At 43.0% G+C, this 22,353-nt stretch carries 18 protein-coding genes and 1 other RNA gene; 6 read left to right on the top strand and 13 right to left on the bottom strand.

Annotated elements, in window-relative coordinates; genetic code table 11:
* Positions 1-7: 7 nt before the first annotated feature.
* An RNA gene (gene rnpB / locus FQ608_RS11525) (RNase P RNA component class A) lies at positions 8-416 on the bottom strand.
* A gap of 221 nt (positions 417-637) precedes the next feature.
* Between rnpB and FQ608_RS11520 the strand changes: the two genes are divergently transcribed.
* The gene (locus FQ608_RS11520; RefSeq protein ID WP_158858377.1) at positions 638-3,112 is read left to right on the top strand and encodes a TonB-dependent receptor; all 2,475 of its coding nucleotides are present in this window, start codon (positions 638-640) and stop codon (positions 3,110-3,112) included.
* A 179-nt stretch (positions 3,113-3,291) separates the two neighbouring features.
* Positions 3,292-3,858 carry a DUF3109 family protein gene (locus tag FQ608_RS11515; RefSeq protein WP_158858496.1) on the top strand — a complete coding sequence of 189 codons (567 nt, stop codon included), beginning with the start codon at positions 3,292-3,294 and terminating at the stop codon, positions 3,856-3,858.
* 264 nt (positions 3,859-4,122) lie between these two features.
* On the opposite strand, the gene FQ608_RS11510 is transcribed toward FQ608_RS11515, so the two are convergent.
* From FQ608_RS11510 to FQ608_RS11475, 8 genes are all read right to left on the bottom strand, one after another.
* Positions 4,123-4,596 carry a hypothetical protein gene (locus tag FQ608_RS11510; protein WP_158858376.1) on the bottom strand — a complete coding sequence of 158 codons (474 nt, stop codon included), beginning with the start codon at positions 4,594-4,596 and terminating at the stop codon, positions 4,123-4,125.
* A gap of 674 nt (positions 4,597-5,270) precedes the next feature.
* Positions 5,271-5,741 (bottom strand): hypothetical protein, encoded by a 471-nt coding sequence (locus tag FQ608_RS11505; RefSeq protein WP_158858375.1) that lies wholly within the window; start codon positions 5,739-5,741, stop codon positions 5,271-5,273.
* 74 nt (positions 5,742-5,815) lie between these two features.
* On the bottom strand, positions 5,816-6,118 hold the full coding sequence (locus tag FQ608_RS11500; protein WP_158858374.1) for a nucleotidyltransferase domain-containing protein: 303 nt from the start codon (positions 6,116-6,118) through the stop codon (positions 5,816-5,818).
* Positions 6,118-6,603, bottom strand: coding sequence for a nucleotidyltransferase substrate binding protein (locus FQ608_RS11495; RefSeq protein ID WP_158858373.1), 486 nt, complete (start codon positions 6,601-6,603; stop codon positions 6,118-6,120). The genes FQ608_RS11500 and FQ608_RS11495 overlap by 1 nt, the downstream gene beginning before the upstream one ends.
* Before the next feature lie 68 nt (positions 6,604-6,671).
* Positions 6,672-7,979 carry a UDP-N-acetylglucosamine 1-carboxyvinyltransferase gene (gene murA, locus FQ608_RS11490; protein WP_158858372.1) on the bottom strand — a complete coding sequence of 436 codons (1,308 nt, stop codon included), beginning with the start codon at positions 7,977-7,979 and terminating at the stop codon, positions 6,672-6,674.
* Positions 7,979-8,623, bottom strand: coding sequence for a DUF4290 domain-containing protein (locus FQ608_RS11485; protein ID WP_158858371.1), 645 nt, complete (start codon positions 8,621-8,623; stop codon positions 7,979-7,981). The genes murA and FQ608_RS11485 overlap by 1 nt, the downstream gene beginning before the upstream one ends.
* Before the next feature lie 131 nt (positions 8,624-8,754).
* Positions 8,755-11,007: an ATP-dependent helicase gene (locus tag FQ608_RS11480; protein ID WP_158858495.1), complete on the bottom strand. Its 2,253-nt coding sequence runs from the start codon at positions 11,005-11,007 to the stop codon at positions 8,755-8,757.
* Between the two features lie 61 nt (positions 11,008-11,068).
* Positions 11,069-11,926, bottom strand: a complete 858-nt coding sequence (locus tag FQ608_RS11475) for a lysophospholipid acyltransferase family protein (protein ID WP_158858370.1) — start codon at positions 11,924-11,926, stop codon at positions 11,069-11,071.
* Between the two features lie 127 nt (positions 11,927-12,053).
* Between FQ608_RS11475 and FQ608_RS11470 the strand changes: the two genes are divergently transcribed.
* From FQ608_RS11470 to nadD, 4 genes are read left to right on the top strand one after another with little or no spacing between them, the layout of a single operon-like run.
* Positions 12,054-12,644 (top strand): sigma-70 family RNA polymerase sigma factor, encoded by a 591-nt coding sequence (locus FQ608_RS11470; RefSeq protein WP_158858369.1) that lies wholly within the window; start codon positions 12,054-12,056, stop codon positions 12,642-12,644.
* A gap of 25 nt (positions 12,645-12,669) precedes the next feature.
* Positions 12,670-12,942, top strand: a complete 273-nt coding sequence (locus tag FQ608_RS11465; protein WP_158858368.1) for an anti-sigma factor — start codon at positions 12,670-12,672, stop codon at positions 12,940-12,942.
* Between the two features lie 10 nt (positions 12,943-12,952).
* On the top strand, positions 12,953-13,534 hold the full coding sequence (gene gmk, locus FQ608_RS11460) for a guanylate kinase (protein ID WP_158858367.1): 582 nt from the start codon (positions 12,953-12,955) through the stop codon (positions 13,532-13,534).
* On the top strand, positions 13,531-14,097 hold the full coding sequence (gene nadD, locus FQ608_RS11455; RefSeq protein WP_158858366.1) for a nicotinate (nicotinamide) nucleotide adenylyltransferase: 567 nt from the start codon (positions 13,531-13,533) through the stop codon (positions 14,095-14,097). Before gmk ends, nadD begins: the two co-directional genes overlap by 4 nt.
* Before the next feature lie 15 nt (positions 14,098-14,112).
* On the opposite strand, the gene FQ608_RS11450 is transcribed toward nadD, so the two are convergent.
* From FQ608_RS11450 to FQ608_RS11435, 4 genes are all read right to left on the bottom strand, one after another.
* Positions 14,113-15,459 carry a vanadium-dependent haloperoxidase gene (locus FQ608_RS11450; RefSeq protein ID WP_158858365.1) on the bottom strand — a complete coding sequence of 449 codons (1,347 nt, stop codon included), beginning with the start codon at positions 15,457-15,459 and terminating at the stop codon, positions 14,113-14,115.
* 31 nt (positions 15,460-15,490) lie between these two features.
* Positions 15,491-16,900: a vanadium-dependent haloperoxidase gene (locus FQ608_RS11445; RefSeq protein ID WP_234364176.1), complete on the bottom strand. Its 1,410-nt coding sequence runs from the start codon at positions 16,898-16,900 to the stop codon at positions 15,491-15,493.
* 6 nt (positions 16,901-16,906) lie between these two features.
* Positions 16,907-20,239, bottom strand: a complete 3,333-nt coding sequence (locus FQ608_RS11440) for a VCBS repeat-containing protein (RefSeq protein WP_158858364.1) — start codon at positions 20,237-20,239, stop codon at positions 16,907-16,909.
* Positions 20,240-20,479: 240 nt separating this feature from the next.
* Entirely contained in the window at positions 20,480-22,336 is a 1,857-nt protein-coding gene (locus tag FQ608_RS11435) for a RagB/SusD family nutrient uptake outer membrane protein (protein ID WP_158858363.1), read from the bottom strand.
* Positions 22,337-22,353: the final 17 nt, after the last annotated feature.

Below are 22,353 nucleotides of genomic sequence, written 5' to 3'. Positions count from 1 at the left end.
GTTCAATTAAAGGTGCAAGCCTGTAAGCCGGGTTCTGTCTTGTTGCAGGTGGACAAATCCTGATGCAACAATACCTGTCATTTATCTAGCCCAAGCCTCACGACTTGGATCCATCGATCTACCCACTCCGGTTTCCCTACGGGATTGGGCGAGCAACCCTTAGCCCGGAGCCTATTTGATCTTTCAACCCATAAGGTTTGCCCTGCTCCCGATGTCGCCAGCGGGACGGTGGGCTCTTACCCCACCATTTCACCCTTACCCTATCCTTAACAGGAGTTGGGCGGTTTAATTTCTGTGGCACTTTCTGTAATCATTCCGTCGCCAGAATGACCCCTTCCCGTTAGGAAGTATGGCGCTCTGCGTTGCCCGGACTTTCCTCTCTCCCGCATAGGGACAGCGACAGGTCGGCTTGCACGGTGCTAATTTACGGTAATTTGGAGAATTTTGTATGAATGCCTAATAATATCCCCCTTTTGCAACCAAGCTAAAATCAATTGATGTTTTCTATTAACTCAAATACCTTATGCTAAATATCAATGAAGCTTTTCATTTCGTTTATTTGGATTGAATTTAAATAGCAGATATCTTTGCCCTTATTAATATCTATAATAAATCTAAATAAGAAGAGCGGGTATTTATGGAACGTATTTACAATCAAAAATCCTTTCTCAATTTTAAGCCGTTTGTTGCTACGCTCGTACTGGCTATATTTTTCTTTACAGGGACGCACGCAATTTTCGGAAAAAACGGGGTGGATAAGGACTCTGATAATAGGGAACTCGCCATTAAAGGCAGTATCAGCTCATTAGAGGGGGAGCCCATTCCCTACGCCAATATCCTTGTAGTTGGTACGGTAAAGGGGGCACACACGGATATTGACGGTAATTTTCAGATTTATGATCTTTCAGACGGAAAATACACCCTTAAAATTTCAGCCCTCGGTTTTAAGTCTATTCTGGAAGACATTGACGTAGTCAAGGGTAAAATAATGACCTTGCAACTTTCGTTTAGTGAAATCGGCGTGGAAATGCCTCAGGTCACTGTTGTTTCCGAGAAGGATAGGATTTTCAGTAAGGTTCCTGGAGCAGTTACATTTATAGATAAAAAGGAAATTGAAAACATATCCCCCATCAGCGGCAATGAGGTATTAAGAAGGTCGCCAGGTATTCACGTTGTAGATGAAGAAGGTGTGGGTATGCGGGTCAACATAGGCATCAGGGGATTGGATCCAGATCGCAGTCGGTCTGTGTTGGTTTTGGAAGATGGAGTACCGGTAGCTCTCGCCCCCTACGGAGAACCTGAAATGTATTATACTCCCGCCATAGACCGAATGGCAGGTATTGAGATCCTCAAAGGATCGGGTCAAATACTGTACGGACCACAAACCATCGGAGGTGTTGTCAATTACCTCACTCCAAATCCCCCTTCTGAGCAAGAGGGCTCTATTAGAATCCAAGGAGGGCAGGGCGGTTTTTTCAGCGGTTTGGTCAATTATGGAGACACATACGGCAACACGGGAATTCAGGTAAACCTGATGAAAAAACAAGCCCAAAATATAGGTCCTACTGAGTTTGATATTACGGACTTCAACACAAAGTTTCTGTTCAATATGAACGAGAAATCTGAGTTGGGAGTGAAATTGGGTGTATATAATGAAGTGTCAAATTCCACTTATATTGGCATCAATCAGGTGATGTACGATAGGGGAGGCGAAGATTTTGTTCGTATGGCACCGGATGATCAGCTGGATGTTAAGCGGTATTCCCTCAGCTTCAGCCACAAGTATCGGTTTAGTGAAAATGTAAAATTAAGGACTATCGCTTATGGATACACCACTACCCGAAATTGGAACAGACAGGATTTTACATCCAATGAGGCCAACAACGCCCCTGCCAATTGGACTGGGGTAACTTGGGGAAGTACCGATGTGCCAGGTGGAGCCATCTTTATGAGAAACAGCACGGGAAATAGGGACCGGCAGTTTGAAGTAGCAGGGTTTGAACCAAGGCTGGAAGTTAAGCATGACTTATTCGGCAGAAAAAATGACTTGGTTGTTGGAACCAGACTCCTATATGAGCGAGCATTTGAACAACGGGTGAACGGTACAAAGGCCGGAGTTAAAAGTGGAAATCTCGTAGAGGATGAAATCCGCACCGGCCAGGCAATAAGTGCCTATGCCGAGAACAAACTCCAGTTAACCGAAAAAATATTGTTAAGCGGAGGGGTGCGAATGGAAAATTTTAACTACGAAAGAGACATCAACCGACGAAATTTTGCTGGGATTGGTATTGTTGATACGGTTTTGGTAGCAGGTAATTCGGTCACAGAAATCATTCCAGGTCTTGGGTTTAACTACAGACCTAATGTAAAGGTGAGTATATTCGGTGGTGTGCACAAAGGATATGCTCCCCCCCGCACCAAGGATGCCATTACTTCTACAGGAGACGCGTTGGATTTGGACGCGGAAGAAAGCTGGAATTATGAATTGGGTTTTAGGTCTGACCTAAAGCGTTGGCTATTCTTGGAAATGACCGGGTTCCGCATGGACTTTTCCAATCAGATTATTCCGGTGGCGGAATCAGCGGGAGGAATTGGTTTTGGCGTGGTAAACGCAGGGGCTACTTTACACCAAGGGTTCGAGTCAGCTCTCGTTTTCGATATAGGCCAAGTGTTGGGATTTAATTCGGTGAACTTACGCTACGATGTCAATGCAACTTATGTACAATCAACTTTTTCCGAAGATCGATTTATGGGTGACATGAACATAAATGGCAATAGGACTCCCTATGCCCCGGAATGGTTTATCAACACCGCTTTGACATTTGAATCAAACATGGGATTGGGTGCCCGGGTTACAGCCAACTATGTCGGAAATCAATTTACAGATGAGGTCAATTCCATTGCACCTTCTGTGGACGGAAGGACGGGTGAAATTCCTTCATATTTTTTGATGGACGCCAATGTTTTTTATAATGTGGATAAATGGAATTCAAGATTTAATCTGTCAGTTAAAAACATTTTCAATGAGCGCTATATTGCCAACAGAAGACCTCAGGGGATTCGGGTGGGAATACCGCGATTTATTACCATGGGGTATGAATTCCGATTTTAGTATAATTATTTAAAACTTTTTCAAAAACAGAAAGTTATATCCACGTAAGGCTTTTATTAGCTTTTCTTCATAGTGCTGGGTTATGCCGCCTCAATTCGTTGGGGCGGCTATTTTTTTGATGCGGTTACCTATAGAGGAAGGGTAAATAATCCTTACCTTTGAAGGCTAATTCAGAAATGATGATTATAGTAGAAAACGCCGTCCTAAGTGATGATATAAAAGAGAATTTTTTTGTCTGTGATTTGGAAAAATGCAAGGGAGCCTGTTGTGTGGAAGGCGATGCCGGCGCACCGTTAGATGAGGATGAAATTGATGAACTTCAAAAAAACTATTTGGCCATTCAACCATACTTATCTGCAGAGGGCATTGAAGTTATTGAAGAGCAGGGAGTTTGGGTGTTTGATATGGACGGTGAAAAAGGTACCGCAACAATCGGACAGAACGGTGCCTGTGCGTTCTCACTTCGGGACGAAAAGGGGATATTGAAGTGCGGGATAGAACAAGCTTACTTTGACGGAAAATCTACTTTCCGAAAGCCAGTTAGCTGCCATTTGTATCCTATTAGAATCACTAAATACGACCAATACGATGCATTGAATTACGATCGTTGGGAAATATGCGATGCAGCCTGCGTCCTCGGGAAGACACTTGGCGTGCCTCTCTACAAATTTCTGAAAGATGCCCTAGTGCGTAAGTACGGAGAGGATTGGTATAGGCAGTTGGTGGAGGAAATAGAGGGGAATTAAAAAAGGCCCCGTAATTCGTCATTCGTAATTTTTAATCAATCATTCCGTGGAAAAGATAGAGGGAAATTGGAAAAAGGAGCCCGTAATTCGTAATATTTATTTCAATCAGCTGGTAGAAGAGATTGAGGGGAGTTAGAAAACGCGCCCCGTAATTCGTGATTTTTAATTCGTAATTTTCAGTTCAACCAGTTGGTTGAGGAAATAGAGGGAAATTAGAAAAAGGCCTCCGTAATTTGTAATTTTTAATTCGTAATTTCTATGAAGTTAGTTGACAAAATAAACCATTCCCAATCGAAACACTCCCTGCCCCCTGTTTTGTGCCTGTAATTTTATTTCCGGATTAAATGCAAAGCGCTCTGCAAATTTTAAGACACCTCCAGCACCGATATTTGCCCCCTGCCTACCGGAAGTTCTCCTGCTCCCATCAGTAAATTCCACTGTCAACCAGTTGTTGGTAAAACCGGCAAGACCATACCACTGTAAAGTGCCTTCGGTAAAGTAATACCTCAAATCCAAGTTCAAGCTACTTGCTCCTCCATACTCAGGTAAATAAATGGTGAAATTGGGTGCAAATGAAGTTCGTTTATCAACGAAATATTCCCCACCCAGATTAACTCCAAATAACTCCGACCTATAGCCATAGTCTGAACCAGCTTGGATACGAATATCTCCTTGTTCTTGGGCATACCCATGCGTTGTTGTTAGCGCAATGGCAAAAAAGAATAGCAATTTTTTCATAGCTAATAGTAAAATAGGTCAGGTCATAATCGGTTAAAAAACGATTTAAAAGTAATTCAAATGATTGGATTTTTGATACTCCCCGCCGTAAATTATTTTTTTTCTCTGTTTGAAAAATCACAGTTTTCAATACCGATATAAATGCGTCTAAATTTTCTGTGCAATCTTTTTATTTCGTTCTGTTGTTATGAAATCGAGCCTGACGTACCCGTCACACACTGGGATGTTTATAATGGTGAGATTCCATGTGACCTTTGAAAAGCAAATTATAAACACATGAAATCGAGCATGACGAAAACGTCACACAGTGGGATGATTATCGTTGCGAGATTCCATCTGACCGTTAAAAATCAAATTATAAACAGATGAAAAAGTGTGGATTCAAATCTAAATTTTTGTCATTGCAAGCCGGCATCTAAATCTGCCTCCCCCTAATTCGTAATTTTTAATTCGTAATTTCTATTCCAACCAGTTGGTGAACGAGATAAAGTTCAATAAGAAAAAGGCTCCCGTAATTCGAAATTCGTAATTTTCACCTCAACTAGGTGATGTAGGAGATAGAGAGAAATTAAATAAGGGAGTCGGTAATTCGTAATTCGTAATTTTTAATTCAATTCGTGAATTACCTGCTTAAGTTAAAAAAAGGGGATCCTTTCCAGACCCCCCCATGATATCTAATTGATAAAATACACCAAGCCAAGTCGAAAGACGGCCTGTCCTCCAGACATCGCCTGATATTTTATTTCCGGATTAAACGCAAGCCGATCGGCAAACTTCAATACGCCACCGGCACCGATATTCGCTCCCTGGGTACTGGATGTTATGGTGCTTGATCCGAAGTCGACACTAGCCCAATGGTTCGTAAATCCGGCAAGGCCATACCATTGTAGTATTCCTTCTGTCAGGTAATACCTGAAATCAACGTTCAAGTTACTTGCACTTCCATAATCAGGGAAAAAGATGGTGAAATTCGGTGCGGCGGATATCCGGTCCACTACGAAATATTCCGCTCCTATATTTAACCCAAAAAGCTCCGAATTAAAGCCAAATTCTCCGCCGAGCTGAAGGCGTGCATCTCCTTTTTCCTGTGCCTGTGCCAGCGCTGCTGTAAGCACAAAGGCAAAAATTAATAGTGATTTTTTCATAGCTAATAATGTTATGGTTTAAGGAAAAATCAATGCAAAAATCAATCCAAAGGTAACGTGCAGTGGCGAACTCTTTATTTTGTATAAAAAGCAATCCCAACCCGATTGATATGATCTTTCAGGTCACTGTTTTCAATGTTCTGAAAATTGGATAAGTCAATTCGGTAAGGCAAAAGTAAATCATCCAATGTTGTTTCAATTTTGTATAAGGTTGATAAATCTAATTCCTCTCCTTTTAACGTTATGTCGATGTCTGAATTCGGACGGTAATTTCCTTTAGCCCGTGAACCATATAATATAGCGCATGTAATCTGGGGATATTTTCTAAAAACATCAGTAATGGCATCGACGGTATGTTGTTCTAACCCGATATTCATTATGAAAAAATATCGCGTTGTGTTCCACCTCTTATAGTTTCCATTTTTTGCAGAAATAAACGAAATGCGGGCAGATATTTTTTTATAATATGTGTAAAAATTTCATTTGCCGTATCTTCATTATACGTATGTGAGGTATCGTTACGACTTTTTATCATCTCCATCCATACTTCGCCATTTTCAATCAAGCCTGTGGCAAAGCCTTCCCGTGAGGCATCTCTTGATCCCCTGATTTCCGGATTTCCCTGATACGCCGCATAATCTTTTATAACATTCCAAGCCAACTCATGGGTAAACTCGAAGCTTTGAATCAATCCCTGTTTTATTAAATTGTTTAATACAACACCTGAATTTTCTTCGTCATCTTCGCCATTGTCCCTGCCCAACGAGCTATCCTGAATATAATTCACACCCTCTTCCAATTTGGTCAACGCTTTTTTAAAATTGCTTAGCCGTTGCTCCCAGCGAATATCCTGATTTTTCATATATTTTGAATCCAGCAACTTTAAAAATAAATAAAAAAACCGAGATATTATCCCGGTTTTTCTCTGTTTTAATCAATTCGTTCTATCTTGGCTCCCAAAGCATTTAGACGCTGGTCGATATATTGGTAACCCCGGTCTATCTGTTCCACATTGTCTATTACCGAAGTGCCTTCGGCAGACATCGCAGCGATAAGGAGTGCTACCCCTGCCCGTATATCTGGAGATGTCATGCGGATTCCCCGTAGGGAGTATTTCCTGTCCAACCCAATGACCGTGGCCCTGTGCGGGTCACAAAGGATGATTTGGGCTCCCATATCTATCAATTTATCCACGAAAAATAAGCGGCTTTCAAACATTTTTTGATGGACCAGTACCGTTCCTTTAGCCTGGGTGGCTATTACAAGAATTATACTTAATAAGTCTGGCGTAAAGCCAGGCCAGATGGCATCAGCTACCGTTAGGATAGATCCGTCTATAAAAGTTTCAATCTCGTAATGCTTTTGTGCGGGAATATAGATATCGTCACCGATGATCTCCAGTTTGATTCCCATACGGCGAAAAGTTTCAGGAATAATACCTAATTTTTCTACTTGAACATCTTTAATGGTAATTTCGGATTGGGTCATGGCCGCAAGACCGATAAAGGACCCAATCTCAATCATGTCAGGCAGAAGGGTATGAACAGTTCCTCCAAGTGTTTTTACACCTTCAATAGTCAATAAATTGGATCCAATGCCAGTTATCTTCGCCCCCATCCGATTAAGCATCAGGCAAAGCTGCTGTAGGTAAGGTTCACAGGCGGCATTATAGATTGTTGTGGTGCCCTCTGCCAACACTGCAGCCATGACTATATTTGCCGTCCCGGTGACGGAAGCCTCGTCCAATAGCATGTAGCAGCCCTTAAGCTGACTTCCGTCGATATTATAGATCTCTTTCTTCTTGTCGTAATGAAATGAAGCGCCCAGCTTCTGGAACCCGGTAAAGTGAGTATCCATCCTTCTTCTGCCGATCTTATCTCCCCCTGGTTTGGAAATTTTACCTTTTCCAAATCGGGCCAACAGCGGACCTAAAATCATGACAGATCCTCTAAGAGCAGATGCTTTCTGCAAAAAATCCGTTGTCTCCAAGTAATCCAGATCAATAGAGGAGGCGGTAAATGAATAGGATTCGGTGTCAATTTGTGTGACAGCCACTCCCATCACCGAAAGCAATTCGATTAATTTGTTGACATCCCGGATATTTGGCACTTTATGCACCGTAACTGTCTCCGGTGTAAGCAAAACGGCACATAAAATTTGAAGTGCTTCATTCTTTGCTCCTTGTGGAATAATTTCCCCTTTTAATTTTACTCCCCCCTGTACTCGGAATGAACCCATTAATTTCTTCTTTTTTTAACGTTTGATCCCGGGTTTCTGCGTTTGTTGTTGCCGTTGTTATAGTTTCTCCTTCCGCTATTGTTGTTGTTCTCATTTTCAATGACGGACGGTGGCTTGAAATCCCGGCGTGTACTTGTTTCGAAAAGACCATTTTCTTTCACCTTTTCCAAGTCAATGTGCAGTTTGCCCTTAGAAAGGATTTTAATGTCATCTATGATGATGGCATCGTCAAAGTTTTCCCTGTTCCATGTTGAGTGAAAGCTGCGCATAAGCTGGCCGATGAAAATAATGGCAGCCTCTTGTTCTTCATCGTCTTCAATCTCAGTTGCTTTTTCGATCAGTTTTTCGATATTCCTGCCGTAATGTTTGAATTTTACCTCTCCTTCCAGGTACCCAATAGGCTTGGGTCTTTTGCCCAGAAGTTCCTTCATTGGCATGGGGAAGGGGGCTTCTACATCCAGTTCAAAGTCGGACATGATATATAGATCATCCCAAAGTTTTTGGTCACTTTCTGACTTCAGTTGGGGATTGAGCTGTTTCATCAGTTCCACAAGGGCATAAGCGTATTCAGTTCGCTTTTCTTTGGAATCGACCGTTTTGATGAAATCGACCAGCTTTTGGATATTTTTTCCGTATTCTTTCAAGATGAATGTGTTTTAAGGCTTTTCTGTAAGTTTCATGCCATACATCATTTCAGACACTGACGAATTCAATTATTAAAAATCTTCAAATTCGGGAAATCAGTATCGATGTACAATAAATATAGCGAATGGTTCTAGTCTACTATTCTGAGCTTTGCAAAGCTAAGTAATAAAGTTTTATCACCAAAATTATCAAAATGTATAAATGCTTTTCTATTGGCTCCTTCCATTTCGATTTTATGGACTTGGCCAAAACCGAACTTGGGGTGCTCAACCTTCATTCCCTCAGTCAGGTTGTGTGTATTGGAGGGTTTGAAATCAGGACTGGGCGTGTGTACCTTTGCGGTGGTTCCGGCCCTTACCGCAGGTTTTCTGAGGCCTACAAATCCATTTGTACCTTCCCGTTCCTGAAAGCTACTCCCAATCGACATTTGGCTACCCAGTTTTTTATTTACCTTTAAGTAGGTAGGGTCGACTTCATCCAGAAACCGGCTGGGCTCACAGTTGAGGAGTCGGCCGTATCTGTACCGGGTCATTGCATAGCTGAGAAACAGTTTTTCCATTGCCCTAGTCGCTGCCACATAGAATAGACGCCGCTCTTCTTCCAAATCCTCACGGCTCTGCATCATCATTTGAGAAGGAAAAAGGTCCTCTTCCATTCCTACAACAAATACATTTTTAAATTCCAGCCCCTTAGAGGCATGAATGGTCATCATGGTAACTACATCCGTATCCTGCTTGTTCTGATCCTCATCCGTCAGCAGGGCAATTTCCTGCAAAAATGAGCCCAAACTTTTATCCTCATTTTCCGGGCTGTCCACATAATTCTTGATGGCGTTAAGCAATTCCTGCACGTTTTCGTAGCGGTTAAGTCCTTCGATCGTTTTGTCCTCGTATAGTTCACGCAGGATGCCCGATTGCTTGGCTACGCTAGAGGCGACCTCATAAGCGTCCTTCCGTTCCATCTCGATTACAAAGCTTTTGATCATGATAGAAAAATCTTCCACGGAGGCAGCGGCTCTTCCCGTCAGAAAACTTGAACTGTTGCTGACTACTTCCCAGATAGAGATGTCGTGCTCATAGGCCGCAATCATAATTTTTTCCACACTGGTATCCCCAATACCCCTTTTGGGATAGTTGATCACCCTCTTGAAGGCTTCCTCATCGGCCGGATTTACCACAAAGCGAAGGTACGCCATCAGGTCTTTGATCTCCCGGCGCTGATAAAAGGACAGACCGCCAACAATCCGATAGTTGATGTTCATCTTCCGGAGGGCTTCTTCCATTGCCCTGGATTGGGAGTTGGTACGGTAAAGAATGGCAAAGTCGCTGTTTTTGAGCTGGTGGTTATTTTTTTGTTCAAAAATAGCACTGGCCACTATCCTTCCTTCCTCATTATCGGAGGCCGCTTTGATGAGTTCAATGGGCTCCCCGTGCACATTGTCTGTCCAGATGTTCTTTTTTAGCTGGGCTTTGTTTTTTGCAATGATGGAGTTTGCCGTATGTACTATGCTTTTGGTAGAGCGGTAATTTTGCTCCAGCTTCACTACGAAGAGGTCAGGATAATCCTTTTCAAAATTCAGGATGTTTTGAATATTGGCTCCCCGGAAGGCATAGATGCTCTGAGCATCGTCTCCCACTACGCATATGTTTTGGTGGACAGCAGCCAATCTCTTCGTGATCAGGTACTGGGAAAGGTTGGTGTCCTGAAACTCATCCACCATGACGTATTTGAAACGTTGCTGATACTTGTTAAGCACGTCAGCATGATCTCGGAACAGCACATTGGTGTTGAACAATAGGTCGTCAAAATCCATTGCAGAAGACTTAAATAATCTTTCTTGGTAGGTTTTGTAGATCTCTCCCATCTTGGGCTTCATGGCAGCATCATCGTCAGCCTGCACGTGTGGGTCATTAATGTAAGTCTGCCAGGAAATCAGCCGGTTTTTGGCACCTGATATTCTGGATAAGACCGTACTGGGTTTGTATACTTTGTCGTCAAGCCTTTTTTCTTTGACAATAGTCCTGATGAGTGATTTGCTGTCTTCTGAATCGTAAATCGTAAAATTGGAGGGATAGCCAATTCTGGAGGCTTCTACCCGAAGGATTTTAGCAAAGGTAGAATGGAAGGTACCCATCCAGGTATTCCTCGCTTCCAGTCCGATCAGCTGCTCTATACGGTGTTTCATTTCGCTCGCAGCCTTGTTGGTGAAGGTAAGCGACAAAATATTAAAGGGATCAATCCCTTTGGAGTGGATGAGGTGGGCAATTCTAATCGTCAACACGCGTGTTTTGCCAGAACCCGCACCCGCTATAATCATCAGTGGTCCATCTGTATGTTCTACTGCTTCTCGTTGGGGTGGGTTAAGACTCGACAAATAATCCATCATGGTAGTTTCAATCTAAGCGTTGAACGGAAATGGTTATATTCCGTTTGCTTTGACAAAGTTACGATTTCCTTTCAACTTTTGATTCTTTCCATCGGTTATGGGACCAAAGATACAGAGCGGGTTCGCGGTGTATGTTAGCCTCGACGGCATCAATATACAGTTCCGTTATGCTGTGATCGGCGTCATCATTATAGGGTGGCGCACATAAAACTCTATATTCGAAAGTATAATACCCACGTTTTGGTTTGGAAATTTCCCCATAAATTACGGGCTGATTAAATTTCTTGGCCAGCTTTTCGCCTCCCTCAAAGAAAGCTGTTTCCCTGCCCATAAATGAGGTCCAATACCTTATTTCAGCAAATTGTGGGCGTTGGTCAGCCGCCAGAACAATTAGACGGGGAGTGTTGCGGGTGGCCATAAAATGTCGCGTAAAGGAATTTCTTTCAACTAAAGTCGCCCCAAACCTGCTCCGAAGGGTTTTCATAAAATGGTTGAAAAATGGATTAGTAATCTTAAGATACACCACCTCACATAACGGACCGATTCTGGAACTCATGGCCAGTTCGTGCCCTTCCCAGTTGAAAAAGTGCGCCTGCATACCTATGATTATTTTACCATCGGCTATTGTTTCTGAGATCAAATCCGGGTTGATTATCTGGAATCGCTTCTGCAATTCCCGTTGGTTCATTGTCAGAAGTTTTATCGTTTCCGCAAAAGAATCTGTCAAATTTCTAAAAAATCGTTTTTCTATTGCCTTTCTTTGTACTTCCGTTTTAAGTGGGAAGGCTTGTCTTAGGTTTTCCCGGACTACTTTCTTCCTATACCCCACCACATAGTAGGCTACCAGGTAAAGTATATCACTGAATACATACAAAATGGACAGATTCAGGTAAGAGAGTGTCTTGAAAAAAAACATGAAATGACGGGATAATTAACAATTGGTTGGCGTAATACGCCATATCAGAATTCAAAATAAAGAAAATCAATCGACTTTCTTTCTAAATATTAGTTATAAATTACGCCAATTCGTAATTTTAAATTCTATGTCAGAGGTACAACGAAAAAAATATTCGGATAAAGATAAAAACAGCATTTTTGACCAGGAGTTTATGCCGCACATAGACTCTATGTACAATTTTGCCTATAGGTTGACCTTTGATGAAGATGATGCCAAAGATTTGGTGCAGGACACCTATCTGAAAGCCTACCGATTTATCAACTCATTTGAGAAAGGGACAAACGCCAAAGCATGGCTATTTCGGATTCTTAAGAATAGCTTCATTAATGAATACCGTAAAAAAAGTAAGCAACCTTCCAAGGTAGATTATCAAGAAGTTGAAACTTATTACAACTCAGATAATGTTGACTACAATATGACTTCTGATCTGCGGGTTGATGCGGTGAAGGATATGTTGGGTGATGAGATCTCCAATGCACTTAATAGCCTGGCGGTGGATTTTAGGACAGTTATCATCCTATGTGACTTGGAAGGGTTTACCTATGAAGAAATGGCCAAAATTCTTGATATCCCTATAGGAACAGTCAGGTCCAGACTTCACCGAGCTAGAAACCTATTAAAAGAAAAACTAAAAGCATATGCCCAGAACATGGGCTATGATACAGAGGAAGAATAAAATTTGAATAGAACTAAATACTAAAATGGAGAATAATTTCGACTCATCTAATCAACGTAAACTCAACTGCAGTGATGCCAGTAAATGCTTTAAGTTGTTGGAAAGCATTCTGGACGGACAGGCGGATTTGGAATCAAAGGCAGTTTTGGATGAGAAGCTGGCAAAATGCCAACCTTGTTTTGAGCATTTCCATCTGGAAAAGGTCATTCGGGAGGTGTTAAAAACCAAATGTACCAAACAACTCGTCCCAGTGGAACTGGTAGACAGTATTCGTCAAAAAATCCAGGACTTAAAGTAACCAAAGCTACATGTCCGCAGGAAAGGCGATAATATTTTCAGCACCATCTGGATCCGGTAAGACAACGATTGTAAAGCACCTTTTGCAAAAATTCCCAAACCTAGGATTTTCAATTTCCGCCTGTACAAGAGACAGGAGGGGGCGCGCTGAGCAAGATGGAAATGACTATTATTTTTTAACCCCCGATGAATTCAAGGATAAAATTGACAAAGATCAGTTTATCGAATGGGAAGAAGTATACGAAGGGAATTTTTACGGTACCCTTAAGGAAGAAATCCAACGCATCTGGGACAATGGAAAGCACGTCATATTTGACGTGGATGTCAAAGGAGGTCTGAATCTTAAAAAATATTTCGGAGACAGAGGCCTTGCCATTTTTGTGGAAGTGCCCTCAATGGATGACCTCGCTATGCGCCTAAGGGACAGAGGTACCGAATCAGAAGCCAGCCTTTCACGAAGGCTCTACAAGGCCAAATTTGAAATGGGCTTTAAGGATAAATTCGACATTATTTTGCTAAATAACGACCTTCAAACTTCATTCAGAGAAGCAGAAAATCTGGTTTCGGACTTTATCAATCAGGACAAAGCTTGAAAGTAGGATTATTTTTTGGATCGTTCAACCCTATACACATTGGCCACCTGATCATTGGGGACATTATGAGGGATAAGACTAACTTGGATGAAGTGTGGTTTATCGTCAGCCCACAAAATCCCATGAAGTCCAGCAAATCCCTGCTGCATGAATTTGACCGGCTGCGAATGGTAGAACTGGCCATTGCGGATAATTATCATTTTAAGGCCATGGACGTGGAATTTCATATGCCCAGGCCAAGCTATACTATCGATACCCTCACCTACCTTTCTGAAAAGTATCCCCAGCACGAATTCAAGTTGATTATCGGAGGAGATAACTTGAACCATTTTCATAAGTGGAAAAATAGCGGTCAAATATTGGAGTTCTATGAGATTTACGTATATCCCCGCCCGGGTAAAAACAAAATCCTGGAACATCCGGCCATCAGGTTTATCGATTCTCCGTTGATTGACATTTCGGCTACCTTTATCCGGGACACAATCAAAGAAGGTGGATCAGTACGCTATCTGGTACATCCGGATGTGTCGGATTATATTCGGGACAAAAAGCTCTATTATTAACTATTGATTATCCGTTTAATCGAAAGCTAGGGGTGAGGGTGTTTTTCTGGTTTTAATCCTGGAAAGCAAATGACGTGCCACCTCTTCCCCCTGTTCTATTCCGTAATCAATGGCCGGAATGTAATGAATTCCACCGTAAAAACGGCTTATGGCTGCCTCAGCGGCAGCTTCATTGAATGAGTGAAATTCCCTAATACCCAATCCAAACTTGACCTCTGTGGAATCTACAAAATGGAAGGGCTCTCCCAACAAGTCTGTTAGTACCCTGGATGCCGCAGTGGATATAACACTATGGCCACTTGTATGTTCTGGAAAGGGAGGCGTTTGCAATAAGGGTACCCAATCCTCGTCCATATAAAGATTGATATAGGTTTCAGGTCTGATAAGAATGCTTCGATACTTCTCATCCCAACAGGAAATAAACCCGTCAAAGACCGCAATGGCCGTGAGTATAAGGGCTTCGGATGTAGCCTTCCAATCCAAGTTGGCTGTTTTGGAAGATATGCCGGCTATTCCTATCCAATGACCACCAGGGGTGATCTTTTTCTCCGCATACATCACATGGCCTTTTACATTCATCTTATAGGGATTACAATCCCAAAAAAAGGCAATATCTCTAGCTTCTTCATCCAGATTATTCCCAGCGTCCATTACAGCTTTAGCTTCCTGAAAAAAAATACTTTCAGGTGTTATCTCGAAGGGGGTTGGTGCTTGAGGAATAAATTGGTTGGCAGAGTCCAGTACAAAAGGCCTTATTTTATTCCAATTGGGTTCTATCCCCTCCATGTATGCCGGAGGAGTTGGTTTCCACGATTTTGGGTCATTTATTGGGGTGTATTTTTCGAAAGACCGACTTTGATGGTAATTGTCTTTTGAGGCATAATCGAGCACATGTTGTCCCACCGCTTCGCCGAATTCAATCGAGGCTTCAAGGGTTTTTTTGGTCATTCCCAGCTTCCTCACCTTTTCAAAGAGTTCATCTCTATGGGTTATGATCTTATTTTCCGAAAATACCAGCCGGGCACCTACGTAATAAAACGCAGCCATTGCTGCCATTGGATAGTAAGCATCCGATTGTGGGGAGAAATCTTTTTTTTCAAAGCCATTCAGTTGCCCCATCAGGGATTGGATATTAGCACTGTCGGCAAATGCGGCAACCTCAAAAGGAGCCAACGCAGCATAAGCATAAATTCTGCTGGCAACTGGTGGTGAAAAAATATCGTGAACCATTGCATCCGTCAGTTGGTCGTTGGCCAGCACAAGTGGCTCGCTGGATGCTAGAAAACCCTGATAATTTTCCTCGAAGGTGCATGCCCCCAACCAACTGACAAGAAATAAAAAGACTACTGTTATTCTATTCATTATAAGTGACTTCTGGGTGATGAATGGCACGCTAATCAGTGATCGACAGGGATGATAAGGACAGCGGACTGGCCAGTCCGGAGTTTTCTAACGTTTGGATAACCCAATTTCCGACGAGTTTTCCCTGTTCCTGACCTTCTACGATGGCATCCATAAAATGAATGCCACCATACAAGCGGGAAATACTGGCTTCTTCAGAGGCCTGAAGGAAGGAGGTAAAATCCCTACTTGGAAGCTGATATTTCTCTTCTACGGTATCTGTATAAGAGAAGTTGTCGCCAAAGTAATGGGTCAATATCGTAGCGGCGGTGGTAGAAATGGTAGAGTGGCCACTTAAATACTCCGGAAAAGGAGGAGTTTGTAATAAAGGCCTATAGGAAGTGTCGATGTATTTGCGGATGGCTGTTTCAGGGCGAATCCGGTTGCTGCGGTATTTTTCATCCCAGCAACTAAGAAAGCCGTCAGTAAGTCCGATCGCCACAATGGCTGTAATTTCCATTGCCTGTTCGAAGCTTAGATTTGCATCCTTACAGGCTATATTGGTGATCCCCATCCAATGTCCCCCTGGCGAAATCTGTTTTAACCCTACCATCAAATGTCCGGTCTCCTCCAATGCAAAGGGGTTACAGTCCCAGAAAGCGGCAATCTCCCGTTGTTCTTTTGTCAACTCTACCTCATAAACCTCCTGCATGAGTTTATAAAACTCTGAATCTGTGGAAGTCGAAAATGTTACCGGCGGTTTTGGTTTGAACTGATCTGGCTGCACGAGTGTAAAGGGGCGGATCGAATTAAAATAGGGTTCTACCGGCGCAAAATATGCAGGTGGAGTAGGGTACCAATATCCGTCCTCCTGTTTAGGTGTGTACCTGGGGTAATTGCTGATATTCTTATAAAGGTCTTGCTGTGCATACGCTAGTATACTTGAGCTTATCTCTTTTCCATATCCCATTGCATCCTCTAGGGTACGATCTGAAAAGCCCCAAAATCGGCAGGAATCCAAAAACGAATCTCTTAATTCGTGCAAATCCTGTCCCGAGGGCTGCATGGTGGCTGCGGTCTCAATCATTGCAAGTACCGCACTTACATGGGGGTGGTGATTGGGGAAATCTCCTGAGACCTTCATTTCAGGATAATCATTCAGGACCCCGTGGAAACTAAGGACGTCCGGATTTTCTTGGCTGATGGCCTCGTATCCCGCCAGGCTGGCATAGGCGTAGAATCTAGCGGCTAGCGGAGGGTTGGTGATGTCATGCACCATAATGTCTGTCATCGCTTCAGTAACCCATCCAATTAACTCCGGTCCCAAAACTTTGTCTTTGTCCGACTCTGGGGTTTGGCAGGAAGAAGCAAACATCAAACAGATAAAAAACGTTGATAGTTTAATTATTGAAGACGTTCTTATATCTGAAAATGAAATGTTTCTTAAAGAGCTGATTATCATCTATTCTTAATTTTTCTCAAAGGCAACGACACCTACCTGATTGATCCCGAATAAGATGGTGTCATCCAGGGATTGAATGCTTCGAATATCACCTTGAATATTAAATCCGGATTTACGTTGTGGGACATAGGTGAATCCGCCTTTTCCATCTCCCTTTAGTAGTATGCCAAAGTTAGCATCATATTTCCCAAAACGTAACCTTGCCCGCTGAATATTTCCTCCCAAAAGAAGGTCCTGATGGCCGTCCCCATCGGCATCGAATACTAAAACGGAAAACACAGGAGAGGATTGTGCTTCGATGGGCAATGGTTTTAGCTGAAATGACCCACTTGTTTGGGATTCGAAGTAAGCAGTTTCCAACATGTTGGCCTTTAGGTAACCTGCATCTTTCATTTCTTGGGGAGTAAATATTTCAGAAATGGACAGGTTCGCATAGTCGGCATAATTCCTGAACCGGGTTCGCATGAACGAAATTTGGTCCAATAGTTCATCCCGGGTAACATACGGATAGCTCTTCCCCTGAATATAAAAGCAGAGGATGGGGTCCACAGCTCCATTGTTGTCAAAATCTTTGTAATACATTTCGGCGGGCTCATCAGGACTAGCTTTGACTTGAGTGTTTTTTCCATGATTTCCAACGATCAAGTCTGCCTTACCGTCACCGTTGATGTCTGCCACTGTAAGGCTATTCCACCAGCCACTATATTCTGCTTCGAAATAATGCTCGGTGACATTGGTGAAGGACTCGTTTGATTTTTCCCAAACGGAAATGGGCATCCATTCGCCCACCACAATCAATTCCGGTACATCATCTCCATTAAGGTCCAGCCACTCGGCATCAGTAACTAAGCCCAAAGAGTTAAAGGAGGATGCCCATTTTTGTGTTTCATCCGAGAAATTGCCCTTACCATCATTTACCAGCAAATAGCTGGGGGGGATCTCCGGATACCTTCCGGGGATTACCCGGCTTCCGACAAATATATCGGGAGCACCGTCTCCCGTAAAATCCGCAAAGGCAACAGCACCTGTGCTGGTAAGCATCGTTGGAAGCGCACTTTGGGCCTTGATAAAATTGCCCTTGCCGTCATTTATGTATATTCTATCCTGAAGTCGTTCATCCGCTGGAAGAAAATCTCCATAACCCCCGCTGCCTACATATAGGTCCGGATGCCCATCCCCGTTCAAGTCCACAAAGACAGCTTTTGTATCCGCCGATTCCTGATCAGTGATAAATGCGGATACACTCACTTCCTGAAAAGCACCTGCGGATAGCTGTACATATAATTTACCTGGAATTCCTGCATCGCCACCTACATAGATGTCCAATAGACCATCGCCATTTACGTCTCCTTTGGCCATGGCAGGACCCGAGAAGGATAGTGGGTTAACCATTAGGGGCTGCCGTTTGAAATCATTAAGCGTATTGGGAGGCTGGCTGTTTTGTATTGGAGTGTTTACTGGTTTGAATAGGGGAGTAATGGCATTTCTAGTACGTTGGTCTTGGGTAGCATTCGATTCTGATAAACTAAGGGTTTGATTAACTGGCACATCGTACAATACTTGAGTTTTTCCACCAGGCCATTCAACGATAAGAGAATCGACTTTAGCAACTTTTCCCATTCCCAAGTGCAGTGTGGGAGATACACTGGATTGGTATCCCCGACTGGGCATTTGTTCTATGAACTGCAATGTTTCCCCTTGGTGAGCCGTGATTTTTGCTCCTAAACCATGCGTATTTTGCCTACCACCTGCAAGCTGGATTTTTAGGTAATTGTTGGGATTTATCATGTCTGCATCATTTCGATAGATAAATGCAGGGTGACTGACGTTGTTGACTATTAAGTCGAGGTCACCATCGTTGTCCAGGTCGGCATAAGCTGCCCCGTTGCTGTTGGCTACATGATGAAGGCCCCAGGATTCTGTGCGGTTGTCAAAGGTAATGCCGCCGGTGTTTTGGAAGGCGTAGTTGACGACATTGGATGAAGGCATCTGGTACACTAGATCGAGTACGTTTTCCCTTCGAAGGCCTTGGTTGTTTTTGAGGAAATCAGACATGTATTTCAAAAAATCCATGTTCGTATAGTCCCGGTGATATCCATTGGTTATATAGAGGTCTTTCCAGCCGTCATTGTCAAAATCCGCAAAGAGCGCCGCCCAACTCCAGTCTGTGTTGGATACTCCCGCTAGCTGACCGATTTCGCTAAATGTTCCGTTTCCATGATTAAGGTGGAGCATGTTCCGCATGTATTGATGGTGGAAACCTACCCGAAGGTTAAAGTCAAATTTCTCATAATTATCCGGAGCCATCAAAAGTTTTTGACGTGCATTTCCTTCAGGAAGCATGTCTAGTGTAAACACATCCAGGAGACCGTCATTGTTGATATCAGCGATGTCGTTGCCCATGGAGAAATTGGAAATATGCCCCATGGCATCCTGAATTATGTCCGTAAAAGTTCCGTCGCCGTTATTGATATATAGGAAATCCGGAGCAGTGTAATCATTGCTGATGTAGATATCCATAAAGCCGTTCCGGTTAATATCCGCAACTCCAGCTCCTAATCCATATGACAGCGCTGATTGTTGTATTCCCGATTCTAGGGTGGTTTCGGTGAATATCCCACCATCATTACGAAAAAGTTGCGGCCCCGCGGTGTCCGGTTTCTTTAGCAGTTCGGCTGTAATGGACTCATCAAGGACAGGGAGGGATTTGGGATTGTGGTTAAGAAGGAAAAGGTCCAAGTCCCCGTCGTTGTCAAAGTCGAAAAATACCGCATGGGTACTGGTGGCATCGCTGGCGATACCGTACTTTTCAGCTTCCTCCACAAAAGTGGGAATACCTTCAGCATTGACTCCCTGATTAATAAACAGTTGATTTTTTCTTTTATCCGGAGGTAAGCTGCCAGAGCTGCACACATAGATATCCAACAATCCATCCCCATTCACGTCGGCCATGGTGACGCCGGTGGTCCATGGTCCTTGACGGCCAGCGACTCCCGCCTGCTGGGTAATGTCTTCAAACTGCATATTTCCCTTGTTCAGGTAGAGTGCATTGCCTACCATGTTGCCGGTAAAATAAATATCATCCAGACCATCCCCGTTTAGGTCACCTACGGCTACACCACCCCCGTTGTAAAAATATTCATACATCAAAATATTGGTGTTTAATCCCTCAGTAAGCGTATTCTCAAACGTTATACCGGACTCATTTCCAGAGAGGAGGGTAAATAGGGGAGGACCTTGGGGTAGAGTAGGTTTGGCGGTTTCCTTTGGGCCACAATTGGGCAGTATCGAGATACCCCCCAAGAGAAAGACGAAGGAAGCTTTAAAAGACAATGACATAGAAAATAAGTAATTCGTGTTCAAATATATAAATTTATCGATTAGGTTATGGCCTATTCGCCTGATTGCTATTGATTTTACATTTCTGCCGGGTAGCAACAAAATAACGATTACATATAGGATGAATCCTTGGCTGAGAAGAAATCATAGTCTTACTTGTAGTATACGGTAATAAACAGAAATAAAAAAAGGGTTGCCAAACATAGCAACCCTTTTTTTAGTATTAAAAGCCATCAGAAATCAATAACCCGGATTCTGAATCAGGTTATCATTACGTTGTGTTTCAGCAAAGCTGATAGGCATCCAGTACATTTTGTCCAGCCAAAGCCTATTTTCTTTACCTGGATCAATGTCGAATACCTCGTAGGAGTAATCATAAATATCCGGATCGTACCTGTATAAGGAATTTGTCTGTCCCGGCTTTAGGGTTCCGACAATGCTTATTCCGTTGGCTTGCCTACCAAAAGTTTGTGGAGCAATCATCCATCTTCTGGCGTCATAGTAACGTTGTTCTTCGTGAACCATTTCCTTACGTTTTTCATTGATAAAGGCCATTTTAAGATCTTCACCCGATTGAGTCAACGCTGGAAGTCCTGCTCTAAAGCGGATTTTGTTTAGCCATGTTCTAGCTTCCTCGTCATCTCCTAGGAATATACAAGCTTCCGCATAGTTAAATACTACTTCAGTAAACCTGATATTCGGCCAAGGAATTTCCTGCCAAGTATTTTGATCCACAAAGTTTGGATCTGGTTCTATAAACTTGCGGATATAATAGCCCGTATAGCTTCCGTTCCAGTCTTCGATGGGACTGTTTCGGGTATCTAATCCGAAATGGGTTACTTTTTGCCCTGCGGAATTGGTCACTTCATACCTACCAGTTTGGATTTGGCCCAATGGATCCCTAGCTTGGTTTGCAGGAGAACGGGGCTTCCACTGCGCTCCGTCAAAAAGGAATGTAGAATAGAATCTCGCTTCCCTGTCAGTGTAGGGGGCTTTTTCATGCTCCGGATTATTCCAATCAAATGGCGTTCCATCCATCATGGCATAATCGTCAATAATCAACTGAACGGGTGTATTACCTGCCCAGTTATTATAACCATTTGGTCCATTGAATAAACCTTGTCTGCCGCCTCCTTCTGGTTTCTGAGATAAGAAATACCGGCCGAAAATCATTTCAGCTTCACCACCGTTCCTTGAAAGAGAATTGTTTTCGTAGACTTGAACAGCTTCTGCATGTGGAAGTGGTTCAGTAAGGTTTAGCATGTTTCCATCAGCAATATCAAGAACTGCCTTTGCAGCTGCTTTTGCCTGCTGAAGTCTTTCAGTCCTGTTCCCTGAAGTATATCCTATTAATTCTTTATTCTGATACGAAGAAATAACACTTGACTTGCCAGAAGCAGTGGGCATATCGTGTAAATCACTAGCCGCATAAATCAGGACTCTTGATTTTAATGCCAAGGCAGCTACTTGATTTGCGCGGCCACGCACCATGCTTTTTCCTTCCAAGAGTTGTGCCGCTCTATCCAGATCTTGAATGATAAAGGCTACTACCTCAGCATAGGTATTTCTTGGGATTTCATAGGTCTCTTCGTCTAACGTAAAGGGCCTGTCAGCAATAGGAACCCCACCGAAGTTTCTCAACAACTGCTGATGAAAATAGGCGCGCATAAAGGTAGCCTCACCCAGTAAGCGATCTACAATACCCCCGGTATTTTCAAATTGGGGATCACTGAGGTTTGCGATTGCTATGTTTGCACTTCGTAGTCTGCTATACATATTGGACCAACCTCTTGTTCCGTCAATCCATCCGGTTGCTTCCGGATTAGACCTCGCTTCTGTCACTACGTTGATGTTCCGGCCTGGATGGGTGAATATGGCTTCGTCTGTAAGGGAGGCTAATGCCTGCTCGGAAAATCCTCCTTGTTCGAGACCTCCATAAATGTCTGTCACGAAAGCCTCAGCTAAGCCCGCATCTCTCCAAACTGCCGCTTCGGAAACTTGTCCCAGAGGTTGGGTATTTAGAAACTCGTCGTTGCATGAAGTTGTCAGCAATACGCCAAACAACCCTACACATATATATTTTAATTTGTTTTTCATGTGTTTCATATTTTGGG

It is taken from the genome of Lunatibacter salilacus (genome assembly GCF_009797935.1).
GTDB lineage: Bacteria > Bacteroidota > Bacteroidia > Cytophagales > Cyclobacteriaceae > Lunatibacter > Lunatibacter salilacus.
The sequence above is the reverse complement of the archived record's forward strand: the minus strand, read 5'-3'. Positions and strand labels throughout refer to the sequence as shown.

Excerpts from the sequence above, each read along its gene's own strand:
- FQ608_RS11520 (WP_158858377.1), top strand. The coding sequence starts at position 638 with ATGGAACGTATTTACAATCAAAAATCCTTTCTCAATTTTAAGCCGTTT.
- FQ608_RS11515 (WP_158858496.1), top strand. The coding sequence starts at position 3,292 with ATGATTATAGTAGAAAACGCCGTCCTAAGTGATGATATAAAAGAGAAT.
- FQ608_RS11510 (WP_158858376.1), bottom strand. The coding sequence starts at position 4,596 with ATGAAAAAATTGCTATTCTTTTTTGCCATTGCGCTAACAACAACGCAT.
- FQ608_RS11505 (WP_158858375.1), bottom strand. The coding sequence starts at position 5,741 with ATGAAAAAATCACTATTAATTTTTGCCTTTGTGCTTACAGCAGCGCTG.
- FQ608_RS11500 (WP_158858374.1), bottom strand. The coding sequence starts at position 6,118 with ATGAATATCGGGTTAGAACAACATACCGTCGATGCCATTACTGATGTT.
- FQ608_RS11495 (WP_158858373.1), bottom strand. The coding sequence starts at position 6,603 with ATGAAAAATCAGGATATTCGCTGGGAGCAACGGCTAAGCAATTTTAAA.
- murA (WP_158858372.1), bottom strand. The coding sequence starts at position 7,979 with ATGGGTTCATTCCGAGTACAGGGGGGAGTAAAATTAAAAGGGGAAATT.
- FQ608_RS11480 (WP_158858495.1), bottom strand. The coding sequence starts at position 11,007 with ATGGATTATTTGTCGAGTCTTAACCCACCCCAACGAGAAGCAGTAGAA.
- FQ608_RS11475 (WP_158858370.1), bottom strand. The coding sequence starts at position 11,926 with ATGTTTTTTTTCAAGACACTCTCTTACCTGAATCTGTCCATTTTGTAT.
- FQ608_RS11470 (WP_158858369.1), top strand. The coding sequence starts at position 12,054 with ATGTCAGAGGTACAACGAAAAAAATATTCGGATAAAGATAAAAACAGC.
- FQ608_RS11465 (WP_158858368.1), top strand. The coding sequence starts at position 12,670 with ATGGAGAATAATTTCGACTCATCTAATCAACGTAAACTCAACTGCAGT.
- gmk (WP_158858367.1), top strand. The coding sequence starts at position 12,953 with ATGTCCGCAGGAAAGGCGATAATATTTTCAGCACCATCTGGATCCGGT.
- FQ608_RS11450 (WP_158858365.1), bottom strand. The coding sequence starts at position 15,459 with ATGAATAGAATAACAGTAGTCTTTTTATTTCTTGTCAGTTGGTTGGGG.
- FQ608_RS11445 (WP_234364176.1), bottom strand. The coding sequence starts at position 16,900 with ATGATAATCAGCTCTTTAAGAAACATTTCATTTTCAGATATAAGAACG.
- FQ608_RS11440 (WP_158858364.1), bottom strand. The coding sequence starts at position 20,239 with ATGTCATTGTCTTTTAAAGCTTCCTTCGTCTTTCTCTTGGGGGGTATC.
- FQ608_RS11435 (WP_158858363.1), bottom strand. The coding sequence starts at position 22,336 with ATGAAAAACAAATTAAAATATATATGTGTAGGGTTGTTTGGCGTATTG.